At 62.1% G+C, this 15819-nt stretch carries 13 protein-coding genes; 7 read left to right on the top strand and 6 right to left on the bottom strand.

What is annotated here, in order from left to right; genetic code table 11:
* Positions 1-2: 2 nt before the first annotated feature.
* Genes KUH32_RS06550 through KUH32_RS06545 form a run of 3 tightly spaced genes read left to right on the top strand, consistent with a single transcriptional unit; the run spans position 3 to position 2792 of the window.
* Positions 3-1307 (top strand): c-type cytochrome, encoded by a 1305-nt coding sequence (locus tag KUH32_RS06550; RefSeq protein ID WP_431358178.1) that lies wholly within the window; start codon positions 3-5, stop codon positions 1305-1307.
* Between the two features lies 1 nt (position 1308).
* A complete protein-coding gene (locus tag KUH32_RS18555; RefSeq protein WP_284438318.1) occupies positions 1309-1437 on the top strand; it encodes a hypothetical protein in 129 nt (42 codons plus the stop codon).
* A gap of 8 nt (positions 1438-1445) precedes the next feature.
* Positions 1446-2792: a sigma-54-dependent transcriptional regulator gene (locus tag KUH32_RS06545; RefSeq protein WP_217777235.1), complete on the top strand. Its 1347-nt coding sequence runs from the start codon at positions 1446-1448 to the stop codon at positions 2790-2792.
* 4 nt (positions 2793-2796) lie between these two features.
* Here KUH32_RS06545 and KUH32_RS06540 read toward each other — a convergent pair whose 3' ends face one another.
* The 3 genes from KUH32_RS06540 to KUH32_RS06530 are packed head-to-tail and all read right to left on the bottom strand — an operon-like array spanning position 2797 to position 7951.
* A complete protein-coding gene (locus tag KUH32_RS06540; RefSeq protein ID WP_217777234.1) occupies positions 2797-4767 on the bottom strand; it encodes a sensor histidine kinase in 1971 nt (656 codons plus the stop codon).
* Between the two features lie 54 nt (positions 4768-4821).
* Positions 4822-5691 carry a ribokinase gene (locus tag KUH32_RS06535; protein ID WP_217777233.1) on the bottom strand — a complete coding sequence of 290 codons (870 nt, stop codon included), beginning with the start codon at positions 5689-5691 and terminating at the stop codon, positions 4822-4824.
* A 4-nt stretch (positions 5692-5695) separates the two neighbouring features.
* Complete coding sequence (locus KUH32_RS06530; protein WP_217777232.1) at positions 5696-7951, bottom strand: NADP-dependent malic enzyme; 2256 nt, start codon at positions 7949-7951, stop codon at positions 5696-5698.
* A gap of 118 nt (positions 7952-8069) precedes the next feature.
* Here KUH32_RS06530 and mutS point away from each other — a divergent pair, with 118 nt between their 5' ends.
* A complete protein-coding gene (gene mutS / locus KUH32_RS06525; protein WP_217778334.1) occupies positions 8070-10679 on the top strand; it encodes a DNA mismatch repair protein MutS in 2610 nt (869 codons plus the stop codon).
* Between the two features lie 3 nt (positions 10680-10682).
* Here mutS and KUH32_RS06520 read toward each other — a convergent pair whose 3' ends face one another.
* Both KUH32_RS06520 and hrcA read right to left on the bottom strand, forming a co-directional pair.
* A complete protein-coding gene (locus KUH32_RS06520; protein WP_217777231.1) occupies positions 10683-11246 on the bottom strand; it encodes a nucleotide exchange factor GrpE in 564 nt (187 codons plus the stop codon).
* A 3-nt stretch (positions 11247-11249) separates the two neighbouring features.
* Entirely contained in the window at positions 11250-12317 is a 1068-nt protein-coding gene (gene hrcA / locus KUH32_RS06515; protein WP_217777230.1) for a heat-inducible transcriptional repressor HrcA, read from the bottom strand.
* 114 nt (positions 12318-12431) lie between these two features.
* Here hrcA and rph point away from each other — a divergent pair, with 114 nt between their 5' ends.
* Genes rph through hemW form a run of 3 tightly spaced genes read left to right on the top strand, consistent with a single transcriptional unit; the run spans position 12432 to position 14903 of the window.
* Entirely contained in the window at positions 12432-13145 is a 714-nt protein-coding gene (gene rph / locus KUH32_RS06510; RefSeq protein WP_217777229.1) for a ribonuclease PH, read from the top strand.
* Entirely contained in the window at positions 13142-13753 is a 612-nt protein-coding gene (gene rdgB / locus KUH32_RS06505) for an RdgB/HAM1 family non-canonical purine NTP pyrophosphatase (RefSeq protein WP_217777228.1), read from the top strand. Before rph ends, rdgB begins: the two co-directional genes overlap by 4 nt.
* Positions 13716-14903: a radical SAM family heme chaperone HemW gene (gene hemW, locus KUH32_RS06500; protein ID WP_217777227.1), complete on the top strand. Its 1188-nt coding sequence runs from the start codon at positions 13716-13718 to the stop codon at positions 14901-14903. Before rdgB ends, hemW begins: the two co-directional genes overlap by 38 nt.
* On the opposite strand, the gene KUH32_RS06495 is transcribed toward hemW, so the two are convergent.
* On the bottom strand, positions 14900-15808 hold the full coding sequence (locus KUH32_RS06495; RefSeq protein ID WP_217777226.1) for a ParB/RepB/Spo0J family partition protein: 909 nt from the start codon (positions 15806-15808) through the stop codon (positions 14900-14902). The two genes, hemW and KUH32_RS06495, sit on opposite strands and share 4 nt — an antisense overlap.
* Between the last annotated feature and the right edge of the window lie 11 nt (positions 15809-15819).

The following is a 15819-nucleotide window of genomic DNA, read 5'->3' as shown; positions in this document are numbered from 1 at the left end:
CGATGCGGATGATCGCCGCTGCGTTCTGGATTGGCTGCGCCGCCCCATTGGCGGCGCAGGATTTCGCCACGCTCAAGGGCCACGGCGGACCGATCATGGATATCGCCGTTGCGCCCGACGGAACCGTTGCCAGCGCCAGTTTCGACAATGCGGTGGGGCTTTGGTCGGGTTCCGAACCCGACTGGCTTGAAGGCCACGATGCAGCCGTCGCGGCGGTTGCCTATCTCGAGCCGGGCGTCGTGCTTTCGGGCGGAGACGATTTCGCGCTTTGGCTTTGGGAAGGCGGAACCGGCACCCGGCTGGGCGCCCACAAGGGCAAGATCCTGGACATCGCGACGAACCCGGATGGCAAGACCATCGCCACCGCGTCCTGGGATGGAACGATCGGCCTTTGGGAGGTGGACCGGCAGGCTGCGTCGGGGTCCTGGAAAGCCGCCCGCAAGGACCTGACCGATCACGAATCCGGCGTGAACGCCGTGGCCTTTTCCGAAGATGGAAACCGGCTCTATTCCGCGTCGAGCGACGGCACGGTGCGGGTCTGGGAAGATGACGGATCGACGTCGCGGGTATTGGTGTCGAACGGCTTTGCCGTCACCCGCGTCGTCGTCAACGAGACCGAAGGCTGGCTGGCCTACGGCGCCGTCGACGGGGTGACGCGGCTGGTCGACGTAACCTCTGGCGCCGAGATCGCCGATTTCACGCTGGAACGCCGCCCGATCCTTGCCCTGGCCTATCACGATGCCAGCCGGCAACTGGCGGTCGGCGACGGCGAAGGGTTCATCATGATCGTCGACACCGACGCGCGACGGATCGTGCGCGATTTTCGCGCCGCGCGCGAAGGTCCGGTCTGGGCGTTGGCCTTTTCGCCCGACGGACAGACCATCTATGCCGGTGGGCTGGACGATGTCGTGTTTGCCTGGCCGGTCGCGCTGCTTGACAGGTTCGAACCCGGAATAGTCGGCGCGCGGTCGTTCCTGCGCGACGCCGAGACCATGCCAAACGGCGAACGGCAGTTCATGCGCAAATGCTCGATCTGCCACGCGCTCGAACCGGGCCCGTCTCGCAAGGCGGGACCCACGCTGCACGGCGTCTTCGGCCGCCGCGCCGGCACCGTTCCGGGATATCGGTATTCCGAAACCCTGGATGGATCAGACATCGTCTGGTCCGATGCCACGATCGATGCGCTGTTCGACATTGGCCCGGATCACTATATTCCGGGATCGAAAATGCCGATGCAGATCATCGCAGGCGACGAAGACCGGGCCGACCTGATCGCGTTCCTCAGGTCCGCCACCAAGAAGGAGTGACATGATGAAAGCCATGTGGGCAGGATTTGCAGGAGTGGTCGTCATCGCGTTCGCCGCCCATTTTGCCCTGGGTGAGATGGGCTTTTCTTCGCAGGAGGTCTATTCAGGGGCCAATGTCCGCCTCGAGTGACCCCGCCGATGACTGCCGCCACCGCTGACGACTACGGTCCGAACCTGTCGGGCGCGTCGATCCTGGTGATCGACGACGAACCGGGCATGCGGAATTTCCTGACCAAGATCCTGGGACCGCGCTGCAAGCGGATCGAACAGGCGGCGTCTCCGGCCGAGGCTACGGCCCGGCTTGACGAGGCGCATTTCGACCTGGTGGTGCTGGACAACATCATGCCCGGCAAGACGGGGCTGGATTGGGTGACGGAACAACGTCGGCTGGGTTTCTTCGCCGATACGATCCTGATCACCGCCTATGCCGACCTGGAAACCGCGATCCAGGCATTGCGGGCAGGTGTCAGCGATTTCGTCCTGAAGCCGTTCCGCGCCAACCAGATCCTCAACGCCGTATCCCGCACGCTGGACCGCAAGAACCTGCGCCGGGACAACACTTTGTTGCGTCATGAACTGTCGGTCGACGGTCTTGCCGGACGTGGCACGCTGTTGGGCACTTCGCAGGCTTTGAGCGCGGTGCGGCGGATGTTGCACAAACTGGCACCGCTGCCGACCCCGGTCTTGTTCACCGGTGCAAGCGGTACAGGCAAGGAAATCGCCGCGCGGACGCTGCATTCGCTGTCGGACCGTGCCGAAAAACCGTTCGTCGCGATCAATTGCGCGGCCTTGCCGCCCGACCGCATCGCACACGAGTTGTTCGGCCTGATCGATGATGGCGAAACGCGCAAGGCCGGTCTGCTGCTTTTGGCCGATGGCGGCACGCTTTTCCTCGACGAGGTGGCACAGATGCCTGGACAGGTGCAGGCCGCATTGCTGCGTGTTCTGGAAGACCAACGCATCCGGCCCGTCGGCGGTGAACGCGACATCCCGCTGAACTTGCGGTTCCTGTTCGCCACCAACGCAAACCTGCAAGATGCGGTTGAACAGGGTCGATTTCGGGCGGATTTGTTCCATCGGATGAATGTCGTCAACGTCGAGATGCCGCCGTTGCGCGATCGGGCGGACGACATCGTCGAATTGGCCGCGCATTTCACCAGTCACTTCGCCACGACACTGGGGATGCCGCCGCTGGACCTGGACGAAGAGACGTTGCTGAAACTGCGGCGCTACGACTGGCCCGGAAACGTGCGCGAATTGCGCAACCTGATCGAACGCTCGGTGATCCTGGGCGCCTTTCCAGATGAATTCGCGGGTCACGGCACGGTCACTGGTGAAAAGGCCGTCGAGGATCTGGACCTGGTGATGCAGCGCCACATCCTGCACGTGCTGGATCGCTGCGGCGGCAACAGGGCCGAGGCGGCGCGTCGGCTGGGGGTGTCGAGAAAGACGATCGACCGCAAGATGGCGGCATGGGGCGCCTAGCGGGTCACTGTGCCGCCAGTTCACCCTGATCGGCAAGTGGCAGCCAGACGCGGAATTCCGCACCACGATCAGGCAGGTTCCGGGCCGAAATGATACCACCGGCGCGCTGTATCAGTGTCTGGCTGATCGACAGGCCCAGCCCGGTGCCTTCCGCCTGTTTCGTCGTGAAGAACGGGTCGAACACGCTGGTCAACTTGTCCTCGGGTACGCCGGGCCCGGTATCGCGGACGGTCAGGCAGGCGCCGCGGATCCCGTCGCGTGACTCGGGCGACAGGGTCAGGGTCAGCGTGCCTTCGTCGCCCATCGCCTGCACCGCGTTGACCAAAAGGTTGATGACGACCTGCTGCATCTCGCCGGCATCGATCCGTACCGGCGGCAGATCCGTCAGATCGGTTTCAACCGTGATCGCCTTTTTCGACAGGATGTGATCGACCAGCACGATGCAATCGGACACCACCGGGGTCAGGGCGACGGTTTCGTCATTGCCCGAGAACTCGCTGGGTCTGGCGAATTGCAGCAGCTTGCCGACGATGGCCTCGATCCGGGTGACCTGGCGATCGATCAGGTTCAGTTCGGTCTTGACCGGCGCGGCGCCGTCTCCAAGCGTCTGGCGGATCACATCCACGTTGCCCTGGATCACGGCGACCGGGTTGTTGATCTCGTGCGCCACGCCGGCGGTGATTTCGCCGATCGAGGCGAGTTTTTCCGACATCACAAGCTGCTTGAAGGTCGCTTCGAGCTTTTCGTTGGCATCCCGCAATTCGGCGGTGCGTTCTTCGACCCGGGCGTTCAGTTCGTCGGCCCAAGCACGAAGTTTCCTGTCGCGATCCTGGACGTCGTCCAGAAGACGATCGAGATGGTTGGCGACCTGGCCGATTTCGTCTTTCGACCCGACATCGCCGTTGCGCGCCGAAAGATTGCCGCGTTCGACGCTGTTCATCGTCTGCGTCATCCGTTCCAGCGGCGCAAAGATACCCTTGGCCAGCCACAGAAAGACCGGTGCCGAAACCAGGATCACCGCAAGAAAGGCAGCCATCATCGCGAAAAAGGCCCGCCTCTTGGCGGCAGTGAACGGCGCTTCCAGAAAACCGACATACAGCATCCCGACGCGCTGCCCGAAGCTGTCGGTCAGTGGCAGATAGCCCGAGATATACCAATCGTTGACCACGAATGCGCGGTCGAGCCAGGTGCGGCCTTCGTCTAGCACCGCGCCACGCACAACGGCCGAGACACGGGTGCCCAGCGCTCGGACATCCTCGAACAGGCGAACATTCGTCGATACCCGGACATCTTCGAGAAACAGCGTCGCGGTGCCCTGCCGGTCGCCCCCGGTAACCGCGTTGAGGTAGACCAGCGCGTTGATCGTATCGATGAATTGCAGATTGCGGTTCAGCAGGATGCCGCCGACCAGAACACCGCGTTGCCCCGCGATACCCACCGGCGCAGCGGCGTGCACGACCATGCCGCGATCTTCGACGACCCGCCTGGTCGGCACCGCGGCTTCGGTTTCGATCAAGTCGATCCGGGCCCTCGCGTCCAGATTTCCGGGCAAGGCCGACAACTCCTCGGCTGAAAAGATGTCGATCTGGCTATCAAGCCGACCGGACAGCGCCGCCGCCACGACCGGCCAGCGTCGTGCGAGTTCCGCCACCTGCCCTATCGGAACGAAATACAGGAAATCGAGCTGCAATTCCTGGCGCTTCGTATCGAAATACGCGACACGATCAGTCTCGGATCTGGCCAGAATGGCGGAAAACTCGGCCGACTCGGCAATACCGCTGAGATCGCTTCCGGTATCGGTCACGATCCGCGCGAGGTATTGTTCGGCGATCCGCAGATCGCTTTCGACATTCGCGATCAGCACCTTGTCGTAATCCGACGTCCAGCGCGACATGCCCAATAGCAGCAGCAAGGGCATGAGCACGATCAGCGGCAGAAGCGCCAGCAGCAGCAATCGAAGGCGGATAGAGGTCATGGCCAAGGCTAGCCGCGTGCCCGCATTGCGGCAATCCCCGTGACGGTCGGCGCGTCAGCCGAAATCCTGGACGTCCTTGAGATCGGGGATCACATCTGCCGTGCCAAGGCGGGTCACCATGATCGCTGCCGCCTTGCTGGCCAGGCGCAGAGCCTGTTCCATCGGCATGCCCCGATCGAGACCGGCCAGCAGGTATCCCGTGAAGGTATCGCCGGCGCCGGTGGTGTCGACCGGCTTCACGGGAACAGCAGGCAGATCCTGCACGGCCCCGGTATCGGTGTTGATCCAGCGGCAGCCTTTCGATCCCAGCGTCACGACCACATCGCGAACCGGCAGCGCCTGCGGTTCCAGCCCGGTTGCTGCGGTCAATTGCTGCGCTTCGACCGCGTTCAAAACCAAAAGATCGAGCATCGGCAACAGCGCCCGAACCGATGCCACGTCAAAGGGCGCAGCGGCATAAGCGACACGCATACCCCGCGCCGAAGCCGTTTCCGCAGCCTCGGCCTGAAGGCTGGTTTCGTTCTGGCAGACAAACAGATCCGAATCCGTCGCCTCCTCCAGTGCGCGCCGGACAGCTTCGATCGGAATCGCGCGGTTTGCGCCGGGATAGAGCAGGATCGCGTTTTCGCCTGCATCGTCGACCGCGATGATCGCGTGGCCTGTCGGCAGGTCCAAGCGGGCGATGTGCCGGGTGTCGACGCCATATTCCGTCAGCCGCTCGACCGCCCAGGCGCCATCCGAACCGACCGCCCCGATATGGACGACCCGCGCGCCCGCGCGCGCCCCGGCAACCGACATGTTGGTGCCCTTGCCCCCCAGTCCGCGGGTCATCGACACCGCGGCCAGCGTTTCGCCTGCCTGCGGAAGATGGGGAACGCGATATGTCAGGTCCGCGTTGATCGAGCCGAGGTTGAAGACGGTCATCGGCTCAGCCGACCTTGCAGGCCGCCAGGATCGCCATATTGAGGATATCGTTGGCGGTCATGTTGGTCGAACAGATCTGGATGGGCTTGTCGACACCAGCCAGGATCGGGCCGATAACCGTGGCACCCGCCATTTCCTGCATGAGCTTGACGCTGATCGACGCCGAGTGCCGCGCCGGTACCACCAGGATATTGGCAGGGCCGGTCAGCCGCTGGAACGGATAGGCAGCCTGGGCACGGACATTCAGCGCGACATCGACGGTCATTTCGCCTTCGTATTCGAAATCGACACCGCGGGCATCCAGAACACGCGGCGCCTTGTGCATCTTTTCGGCCCGTTCCGACATCGGGTATCCAAAGGTCGAGAAACTGACAAAGGCGACGCGCGGTTCAAGACCGAGGTCCCGCGCCACGCCGGCCGCGCGTTCGGCGATTGTCGCCAGGTCGTTCTCGTCCGGCCATTCATGGACCAGAGTGTCCGAGATCATCACGATCCGGCCCTTGTGCAGCAACGCGGTAACCCCTGCCGCGCCGTTTTGGGCGTCGGCATCGAAGACGTGGTTGATAAGGTTCATCACGTGGGCGGCCTTGCGGGTCGCCCCGGTGACAAGACCATCACCCTGTCCATGCGCCAGCATCAGCGCGGCAAAGACATGCCGGTCGCGGGCAGCCAGACGGTGGATGTCGGAGCGATCGAACCCCTTTCGCTGCAACCGGTCGTAGAGAAACGCCTTGTAGGTATCGAGATGGCCGGTATTGGCCGCGTTGACGACCTCGATTTCGCGCACGGCGTCGGCGAGCCCTGCTGCCTCGAGCTTGTCGCGCACATCCGTGTCGCGCCCGACGACAAGCGCCTTGCCGAGGCCAGAGCGCTGGTACATCACCGCGGCACGCAGGACACGGGGATCGTCGCCTTCGGCAAAGATCATCCGGGCCTGCGCGGCCCGGGCACGGGCGTTGATGCCGCGCAGGATCGACGCGGTCGGGTCCATCCGCGATTTCAGGCTTTGTTCGTAGGCGTCCATGTCGATGATCGGACGCCGCGCCGCGCCAGTGTCCATCCCGGCCCGCGCAACGGCGGACGGGATGCGATGGATCAGCCGCGGATCGAACGGGGTGGGAATGATGTAGTCGCGCCCGAAGGACAGGTTGCGCCCGTAGGCCAGCGCCACCTCGTCGGGAACGTCTTCGCGCGCCAGTTCGGCGAGGGCCTGGGCGCAGGCGATCTTCATCTCGTCATTGATCGCGCGGGCATGGATGTCGAGCGCGCCGCGAAAGAGATAGGGAAAACCCAGGACGTTGTTGACCTGGTTGGGATAGTCGCTGCGCCCTGTGGCGACGATGGCATCCATCCGGACTTCGTGCGCCTCTTCGGGCGTGATTTCCGGATCGGGGTTGGCCATGGCGAAGATCACCGGATTGTCGGCCATGCTTTCGACCATCGCCGGTGTCACCGCGCCTTTCGCACTGACGCCAAGGAAGACGTCGGCGCCGATCATCGCCTCTTCGAGGGTGCGCAGATCGGTCTTGACGGCATGGGCGGATTTCCACTGGTTCATGCCTTCGGTGCGACCCTGATAGATCACGCCCTTGGTGTCGCAGACGATGCAGTTATCGTGCCGCGCACCCATCGCCTTGAGCAGTTCGATGCACGCGATACCGGCAGCGCCCGCCCCGTTCAGGACGATCTTCACGTCCTCGATCTTCTTTCCCGACAGGTGCAGCGCGTTGATCAGTCCGGCGGCGCAGATCACCGCGGTACCGTGCTGGTCGTCGTGAAAGACCGGGATGTCCATCTGCTCCTTCAACGTCTGTTCGATGATGAAACATTCCGGCGCCTTGATGTCCTCGAGATTGATGCCGCCGAAGGTCGGGCCCATCAGCCGCACCGCCTTGATGAATTCCTCCGGGTCTTCGGTGTCGAGTTCGATATCGATCGAGTTCACGTCGGCGAAGCGCTTGAACAGCACCGACTTGCCTTCCATCACCGGCTTGGAGCCCAACGCACCGAGATTGCCGAGGCCCAGAACCGCGGTGCCGTTCGAGATGACCGCCACAAGGTTGCCCTTGTTGGTATAGTCGTAGGCCAGTTCGGGGTTTTCGGCGATATCCTCGCATGGCACCGCAACACCGGGCGAATAGGCCAGGCTCAGATCCCTTTGGGTGGTCATCGGCACGGTGGCCTGCACCTCCCACTTGCCGGGTGTGGGTTCGAGGTGAAAGGCCAGCGCCTCTTCTCGGGTGAATTTGACTTTGGACATCTGGGCCTCTGGTTGCGTGCGGGAAATTCCGGTTTCACCGCCGTGTCGCCGGCCTTAATGTCACGTCGAACCGGATGGGGAAAGGCTCGTGAACGCTAACACAACGGCTGTGACGCCGATGATGGCGCAATATCTGGAGATCAAGGCGCAATACCCCGACGCGCTGTTGTTCTACCGGATGGGCGACTTCTACGAGTTGTTCTTCGACGACGCGGCGGCGGCGGCCGAAGCGCTGGATATCGCCCTGACGAAGCGGGGCAAGCATGCCGGCGAAGACATCCCGATGTGCGGTGTCCCGGTGCACAGCGCCGAAGGCTATCTGCTGACCCTGATCCGCAAGGGCTTTCGCGTCGCGGTCTGCGAGCAGATGGAAAGCCCGGCTGAAGCGAAAAAACGTGGATCGAAGTCGGTTGTACGGCGCGACGTGGTGCGCCTTGTCACGCCTGGCACCCTGACCGAAGAATCCCTGCTGGATGCGCGGCGGCACAATTATCTGGCTGCCCTGAGCTGCGTCAGAGACGATTGGGCGCTGGCCTGGTGCGATATTTCGACGGGCGCTTTCAGGGTAATGCGCTTGGGCCGTGCCCGTATCGGCGCCGAGCTCGCACGGCTTTCGCCTTCGGAATTGCTGACAACGGAATCGACCGAGCAAGACTTGCGCGCGGTGTTGTCCGACCTTGAAGTGCAGCCGACCATCCTCGGCGGGGCCTCGTTCGACTCGGCCAATGCCGAGGACAGGTTGTGCAAGCTGTTCGACGTCCAGACGCTGGCGGGATTCGGCGGTTTCGACCGTGCCGAAATGTCCGCCATGGGCGCGCTGGTCGACTATCTCGAGATCACGCAGAAGGGGCGACTGCCGCTCTTGCGTCCGCCGGGCAAGGAAACGGTTTCGGGGGTCATGCAGATCGATCCCGCGACACGCCGGAACCTGGAGCTGACGCAATCGCTGAACGGAGGGCGCACGGGATCGTTGCTTTCGGTGATCGATCGCACGGTCACGGCTGGCGGCGGTCGATTGTTGGAACGGCGTCTTGCTTCGCCGTCCCGAGACCTTGCGGTCATTCGTGCCCGGTTGGATGCCGTGGAATGGGCCTTGGGGGCGGGATCGGGATTGAGGGCAGAGCTGCGCAAGGTCCCGGATATCGACCGTGCCTTGTCTCGATTGTCGCTGGATCGTGGCGGACCTCGGGACCTTGCGGCGATCCGCAATGCGCTTGGCCAAGCCAGGGTGCTGAATCAGTCCCTGGAAATGCCGAAATTGCCGGACCTTCTGGTTTCCGCGGCAAAAGCATTGGTCGGTCACGATGCATTGATGGCGCAATTGGACGCCGCCCTCGTGTCCGAACCGCCGTTGCTGGTTCGGGACGGCGGCTTTGTCGCGCCGGGATTCGACGCCGACCTGGATGCAGCCCGGCGTTTGCGCGACGAAGGGCGCAGCATCATCGCCGAATTGCAGGGGCGGTACAGCGCGCTGACCGGAGTCGCTTCGCTGAAAATCAAACACAACAACGTGCTGGGCTATTTCATCGAAACGACGGCGACACATGCGGACAGGATGATGTCGCCGCCGATGAGCGAAACGTTTATCCATCGCCAGACCACGGCCAACCAGGTGCGGTTCACAACGTTGGAACTGTCAGAACTGGAGACCCGAATTCTGAATGCGGGCAGCGAAGCGCTTGAAATCGAAAAGCGGCTCTATGATGGCCTGAAAGCCGCAGTCCTTGAACAAGCCGACGTGTTGTCGGATCTAGCTTCGGCGTTGTCGGAGCTTGATCTTGCCGTTGCTTTGGCAGAGCTTGCAGCATCGCAGAACTGGTGCCGGCCCGTGGTGGACGAAAGCCGGGCCTTTCACGTCGAGGCCGGTCGCCATCCGGTGGTCGAAAAAGCGCTGGCACCCTCGGGTACCCCGTTCATCGCCAACGATTGCGATCTGAGCGCGGGTGACAGGGATTCGGCGATCGTGCTTTTGACCGGCCCCAACATGGCTGGCAAGTCGACATATCTGAGACAGAACGCCCTGATTGCACTTCTGGCGCAGATGGGATCATTCGTGCCGGCGCGCTCGGCTCATGTCGGGTTGGTGAGCCAGATCTTCAGCCGGGTCGGCGCGTCGGACGATCTTGCGCGCGGGCGATCGACCTTCATGGTCGAAATGGTCGAAACCGCCGCCATCCTGAACCAGTCGGATGACCGCGCACTGGTGATCCTGGACGAGATCGGGCGCGGAACAGCCACCTATGACGGGCTGTCGATCGCTTGGGCGACGCTCGAACATCTGCAATCCGTGAACCGGGTCCGGGCGCTTTTCGCGACCCATTACCATGAATTGACCGCCCTTGCCGGAAAGCTGGACGGTGTGCGCAACGCCACGGTGGCCGTCAAGGAGTGGGACGGCGACGTGGTTTTCCTGCACGAGGTGCATGATGGGGCGGCAGACCGGTCTTACGGGGTTCAGGTCGCGCAACTGGCCGGCCTGCCCAAGCCGGTGATCGAACGGGCCCGCGTGGTTCTGAACGCGTTGGAACAAGGCGACCGCGAACGCAGCGCGCCAAAGGCGCTTATCGATGACCTGCCCTTGTTCGCGGCGCAGGTTCCGCAACAGCCGCCGCCCAAACGCGAACCAGTCGAGCTGGAAACCCGGCTGGACGCGTTGCTGCCAGACGAAATGACACCGCGAGAAGCCTTGCAGGCGCTGTATGATCTCAAGGCGCTTTTGAAAAGCTAGCGTCTATTTTCCGGGGGTCGAACTGACGCCGACCTGCGCGGGGCGCAACAAGCGATCATAGAGTAGGAACCCTTCTGCCGAGACCTGGATGATGTCGCCAGCACGCGTACCGGGAACCGGGGCTTCGAACATGGCTTCGTGCAGTTGCGGATCGAACCGTTCGCCGACCTCGGGAGCGATTCGGGTGACACCATGCTTGTCGAACACGTTCAGCAATTCGCGCAGCGTCAGCTCGACACCTTCGACCAGCGCGGTCGAGACCTTGTCGCCTTCGTCGCGGGCGGCATTCAATGCCCTTTGCAGGTTGTCGTAGACCGGCAGCAAATCGCGCGCCAGGCGCGACCCGCCATAGGCCTGCGCTTCGCGCCGGTCCTTGTCGGCACGCTTTCGGGCGTTTTCGGCATCCGCAAGCGCGCGCAACATGCGGTCTTTCAACTCGTCGCGTTCGGCGCGGAGCGCATCCAGTTCAGCTTCTACCGGGTCGATTTCCTGGTCATGTGCCATCGCTTCGGCCTCGGCCTGATCCACGTCATCCAGAAAAGTGTCGTCTTCGGTCCGCTCTGCCATGTTTCACCTTTGACTCCGATCGGTGATCAATCTTCCGACCAGTTGGGCCGTGTAGTCCACGATCGGGACGATACGGCCATAGTTGAGGCGCGTGGGTCCGATGACTCCGACCGCGCCCACGATTTTTCGATCAGCGTTCATATACGGAGAGACGACCAAAGAGGAACCCGAAAGCGAAAAAAGTTTGTTCTCCGAACCGATAAAAATTCGCACACCGTCGCCTTCTTCTGCCAGTTGGAGGAACTCGGCGATGTCGCGTTTGCGTTCGAGGTCATCGAACAGGCTGCGGATCCGGTCAAGCTCCTCGTCAACGGCTTCGTGTTCCAACAGATTGGCGCGGCCGCGCACGATCAGACGGGCCGAACTGTCATCTTCGGAAGACCACAGGGCAAGGCCCGACTCGACGAGATCTGCGGCCAGCGTGTCGAGTTCTTGCCGGCGCTGCGCGATTTCCCTGACCATCACCTGGCGCAATTCGCTGAGCGTGCGGCCTTCGACCTGCGCGTTCAGAAAATTCGCGGCTTCGCGCATCGAACTGGGGGTTTGTCCCGGGGGTGGCGTGAAAAGCCGGTTCTCGACATGGCCATCGGCGAAGACAATGACCACCAGGGCGCGATCATGGCCGAGGCTCACGAACTCGATATGCTTCAGCGGCGCCTCGTGTTTGGGCGTCAGGACAAGCGACGCGCCATGGGTCACGCCGGACAATGCCGATCCGACCTGGTCCAGCAGATCGCCGACGTCTCGGCGCTGGTCTCCAAGCGTGGCATCCAGCGCGGCCCGATCTTCCTGGTCGAGATCACGCACTTCGAGCAAACCGTCGACGAAAAGGCGCAGGCCAAGCTGTGTGGGTATGCGTCCGGCGCTGACATGCGGACTGTCAAGCAGACCGAGATACTCCAGATCCTGCATCACGTTCCGAATCGTGGCCGCTGAAATGCCTTCGGTCAGGGTACGGGACAAGGTGCGCGAACCGACTGGTTCGCCGGAATCCAGATAGCCTTCGACCACGCGTCGAAACACCTCTCGCGAGCGGTCGTTCAATTGGCTGAGCAGCGTGTTGGCATCCATGTGAGCAAACCCTCGGACCTCTGCCATTAAATGACCCCGCGACCGATCGTCAATCGGGGTTGCGCGACACGGGCCGGCGCGTCTATCCCGGGCTCAACCGCAGAAAGGAACAACATGAGACCGTCGGGACGAGATTTAAGCGAGATGCGCGCCGTTTCAATCGATACGGACGTTACCAAACACGCAGAAGGATCCTGTCTGATCAAGATCGGTGACACCCATGTCTTGTGTACGGCATCTCTCGAGGAGCGCGTTCCACCCTTCATCAAGGGTTCCGGTTTGGGTTGGGTGACGGCGGAATACGGCATGTTGCCCCGGTCGACCAGTTCGCGCATGCGCCGCGAGGCGGCCGCGGGCAAACAGGGTGGCCGCACCGTGGAAATCCAGAGGCTGATCGGGCGTTCGTTGCGCGCCGGTGTCGACCGTGTGGCGCTTGGGGAACGGCAGATCACCGTGGATTGCGATGTCCTCCAGGCCGATGGGGGCACGCGATGTGCGGCGATCACCGGCGGTTGGGTCGCCTTGCGGCTGGCCGTCAACAAGCTGATGAAGGCGGGAGATGTGCTTTCGGACCCGCTTCTTTCTCCTGTAGCGGCAGTGAGTTGCGGTATCTACGCTGGGCAGCCGGTCCTGGATCTGGATTACCCGGAAGACAGCGCAGCGGGTGTGGACGGAAATTTCGTCATGCGTGGAGACGGGAGATTGATCGAAGTGCAGATGTCGGCGGAAGGTGCTGCGTTTTCACGAGAAGAACTGGACACGTTGATGGGTCTCGCAGATCTCGGCGTTCAGAACCTGGTCGCCGTTCAGAAAGCGGCCGTGGCATGACACGTCGGTTCGACGGCGATCAACTTTTGGTTGCAACCCATAACCAGGGGAAGCTGGAAGAGATCGCCGATCTGCTCGCGCCTTTCGGGATTTCGGTCAGGGGCGCGGCCGAACTGGGATTGCCGGAACCGGAGGAAACCGGATCGCGGTTCGTGGAAAACGCGAGGATCAAGGCCCATGCCGCGGCCAAGGCGACAGGGCTGCCAGCCTTGGCCGATGATTCCGGGATCGAGATCGACGCTCTTGACGGTGCTCCTGGGGTATATACGGCAGATTGGGCCGAGACAGAGACGGGTCGGGACTTCGATCTGGCGATGACGCGGGCACATGATGCGCTGTTGGCAACTGGTGCCTCGCAGCCCTGGACGGCCAGGTTTTGCTGCACTCTTGTCCTGGCATGGCCCGATGGCCACGACGAGGTGTTTCCGGGTGTGATGGAAGGTCGGATCGTTTGGCCGATGCGTGGGACGCAAGGTCACGGGTATGATCCGGTATTTCAACCCGATGGGTACGACTTGACCTTTGGCGAGATGGACCGGTGGGAAAAGAACCGGATCAGTCACAGGGCCGATGCCTTTGCAAAGCTGGTGGCGGGCTGTTTTGCGTGACGATTGGCGCGAGGGCGGTTTCGGCCTTTATGTCCATTGGCCGTTTTGCGAGGCCAAGTGTCCATATTGCGATTTCAACAGCCACGTCCAGAATGTTCCCGATCAAAAACCCTGGGCGGACGCGCTTGTTGGCGAACTGAGGCGCTATGCCGAACAGGTTCCAGACCGTGTTCTGAACTCGATCTTCTTCGGCGGCGGGACACCTTCTTTGATGTCCGCGGAAACGGTGGACGCCGTTTTGTCGGCCAGCCGGACGGTGTGGCGTTGGGCCAATGATATCGAAATCACACTAGAGGCAAACCCGCGCAGCGTCGAAATCGCGAGGTTTTCCGACTATGCCGATGCAGGGGTGAACCGGATTTCGTTGGGCGTGCAGTCCTTGGTGCCGCGTGACCTGAAGCGACTGGGTCGGCTGCACGATGTGGAGGCTGCCAAAGAGGCCTATTCCGTTGCGCGGAAAGCTTTTGATCGCGTCAGTTTCGATCTGATCTATGCCCGGCAGGACCAGACACTCGACGAGTGGGAGACCGAATTGGGCGAAGCGTTGTCGTTGGCCGTCGATCATTTGTCCCTGTACCAGTTGACGATTGAACCCGGTACGGCCTTCTGGGCGCGCGCCAAGGCCGGAGGGTTGCCGGGATTACCGGACGAGGATCTATCCGCCGATTTCTACGACATGACGGTCGATATGTGTCGCGCACATGGGTTTTCAGCCTATGAAGTGTCGAATTTCGCGCGACCTGGCGCAGAGTCGCGGCACAACCTGATCTATTGGCGCAACGGTGATTATGTCGGCATCGGCCCGGGTGCGCATGGTCGTATCACGGTGGGCGAACACAGATTTGCCACGGTCGCCGCCCGGATGCCGAACGACTGGCTGGCGCGTGCGGCAACCGGCCGAACCGAAGTGGAACGTTCGCTGCTGTCGATGAAAGAGCGAAGCACCGAATACATCATGATGGGTCTGCGCCTTTCGGAAGGCGTGAACGTCGATCGCGCAAGGCGCATGCATCCGGAAGCCCTGACGGACGAAAAATTGGTCTTTTTTGAAGATCAGGGTCTGATCGAGCGTTCCGGCCAATGCGTGCGGGCAACGCAAAGAGGTCGCTTGCTGTTGAATAGACTTGTTGCGGAGTTGGCTCCTGACTAACGCCCCGAACTGAGTACCATGCACAAGGCGTCGAGTTGTTCGAGCGTGTCGTATGTGATCGTGACGCGACCCGCTTCGCCGCCTGGCTTGTGATCGACGGAAACCCGCATGCCGAGTGCCGCGGTGAGATCCCCCTCGAGTGCCTTGGTGTCGGCATCCTTGTCGAACGAAATTCCGGACTTTCGCTTTGCGTCGCGAGTCGCAGGCTCTCCCGATCGTTTGGCGAGCTTCTCGGCGTCTCGAACGGACAATCCTTTTGCGACGATCTGCTTTGCGAGGGCTTCCGGATCGGGGGCGGTTACCAGCGCCCGGGCATGCCCTGCAGACAAGCGGCCATCGCTGACCATGGCCTGGACGGACTCCGGGAGATTGAGCAACCGAAGCAGGTTGGCGATGTGGCTACGGCTCTTGCCCAGGGCTTCGGCCATTTTTTCCTGAGTATGGCCGAACTTCATCATCAGTTGCCTATATCCCGCGGCTTCTTCGATGGCGTTCAGATCGGCACGCTGGATGTTCTCGATGATCGCCACTTCCAGCACTTCGGTGTCATCATAATCGCGAAGGATCGCCGGAAGGCTGTGCAGCTTGGCGATCTGCGCGGCCCGCCATCGGCGTTCGCCGGCGACGATCTCGTACAGCTCTGGGTTTCCAGGCTTTTCTCGCACAATCAGAGGTTGAAGAACGCCCTTTGCCCTGATCGATTCTGCCAGTTCCTCAAGCTGTTCCGATGTGAATGCGCGGCGTGGCTGATCGGGATTGGGGACGATCTTTTCAATCGGAATGGTTCTTTCGGGCCGCCGTGCCGAGTCAGACTGTTCGTCTGATCGGCCGCTGGGGTCGACATCCGCCATCAGCGCCGACAGGCCGCGACCAAGTCCGCGCCTTGTATCCTTGCTCTGAGCCATGAAAGGAAACT

This window comes from Thalassococcus arenae, assembly GCF_019104745.1.
Taxonomy (GTDB): Bacteria; Pseudomonadota; Alphaproteobacteria; order Rhodobacterales; family Rhodobacteraceae; genus Thalassococcus_B; species Thalassococcus_B arenae.
Note: the sequence above shows the minus strand (reverse complement) of the source record. Positions and strands in the feature narration are given on the sequence as shown.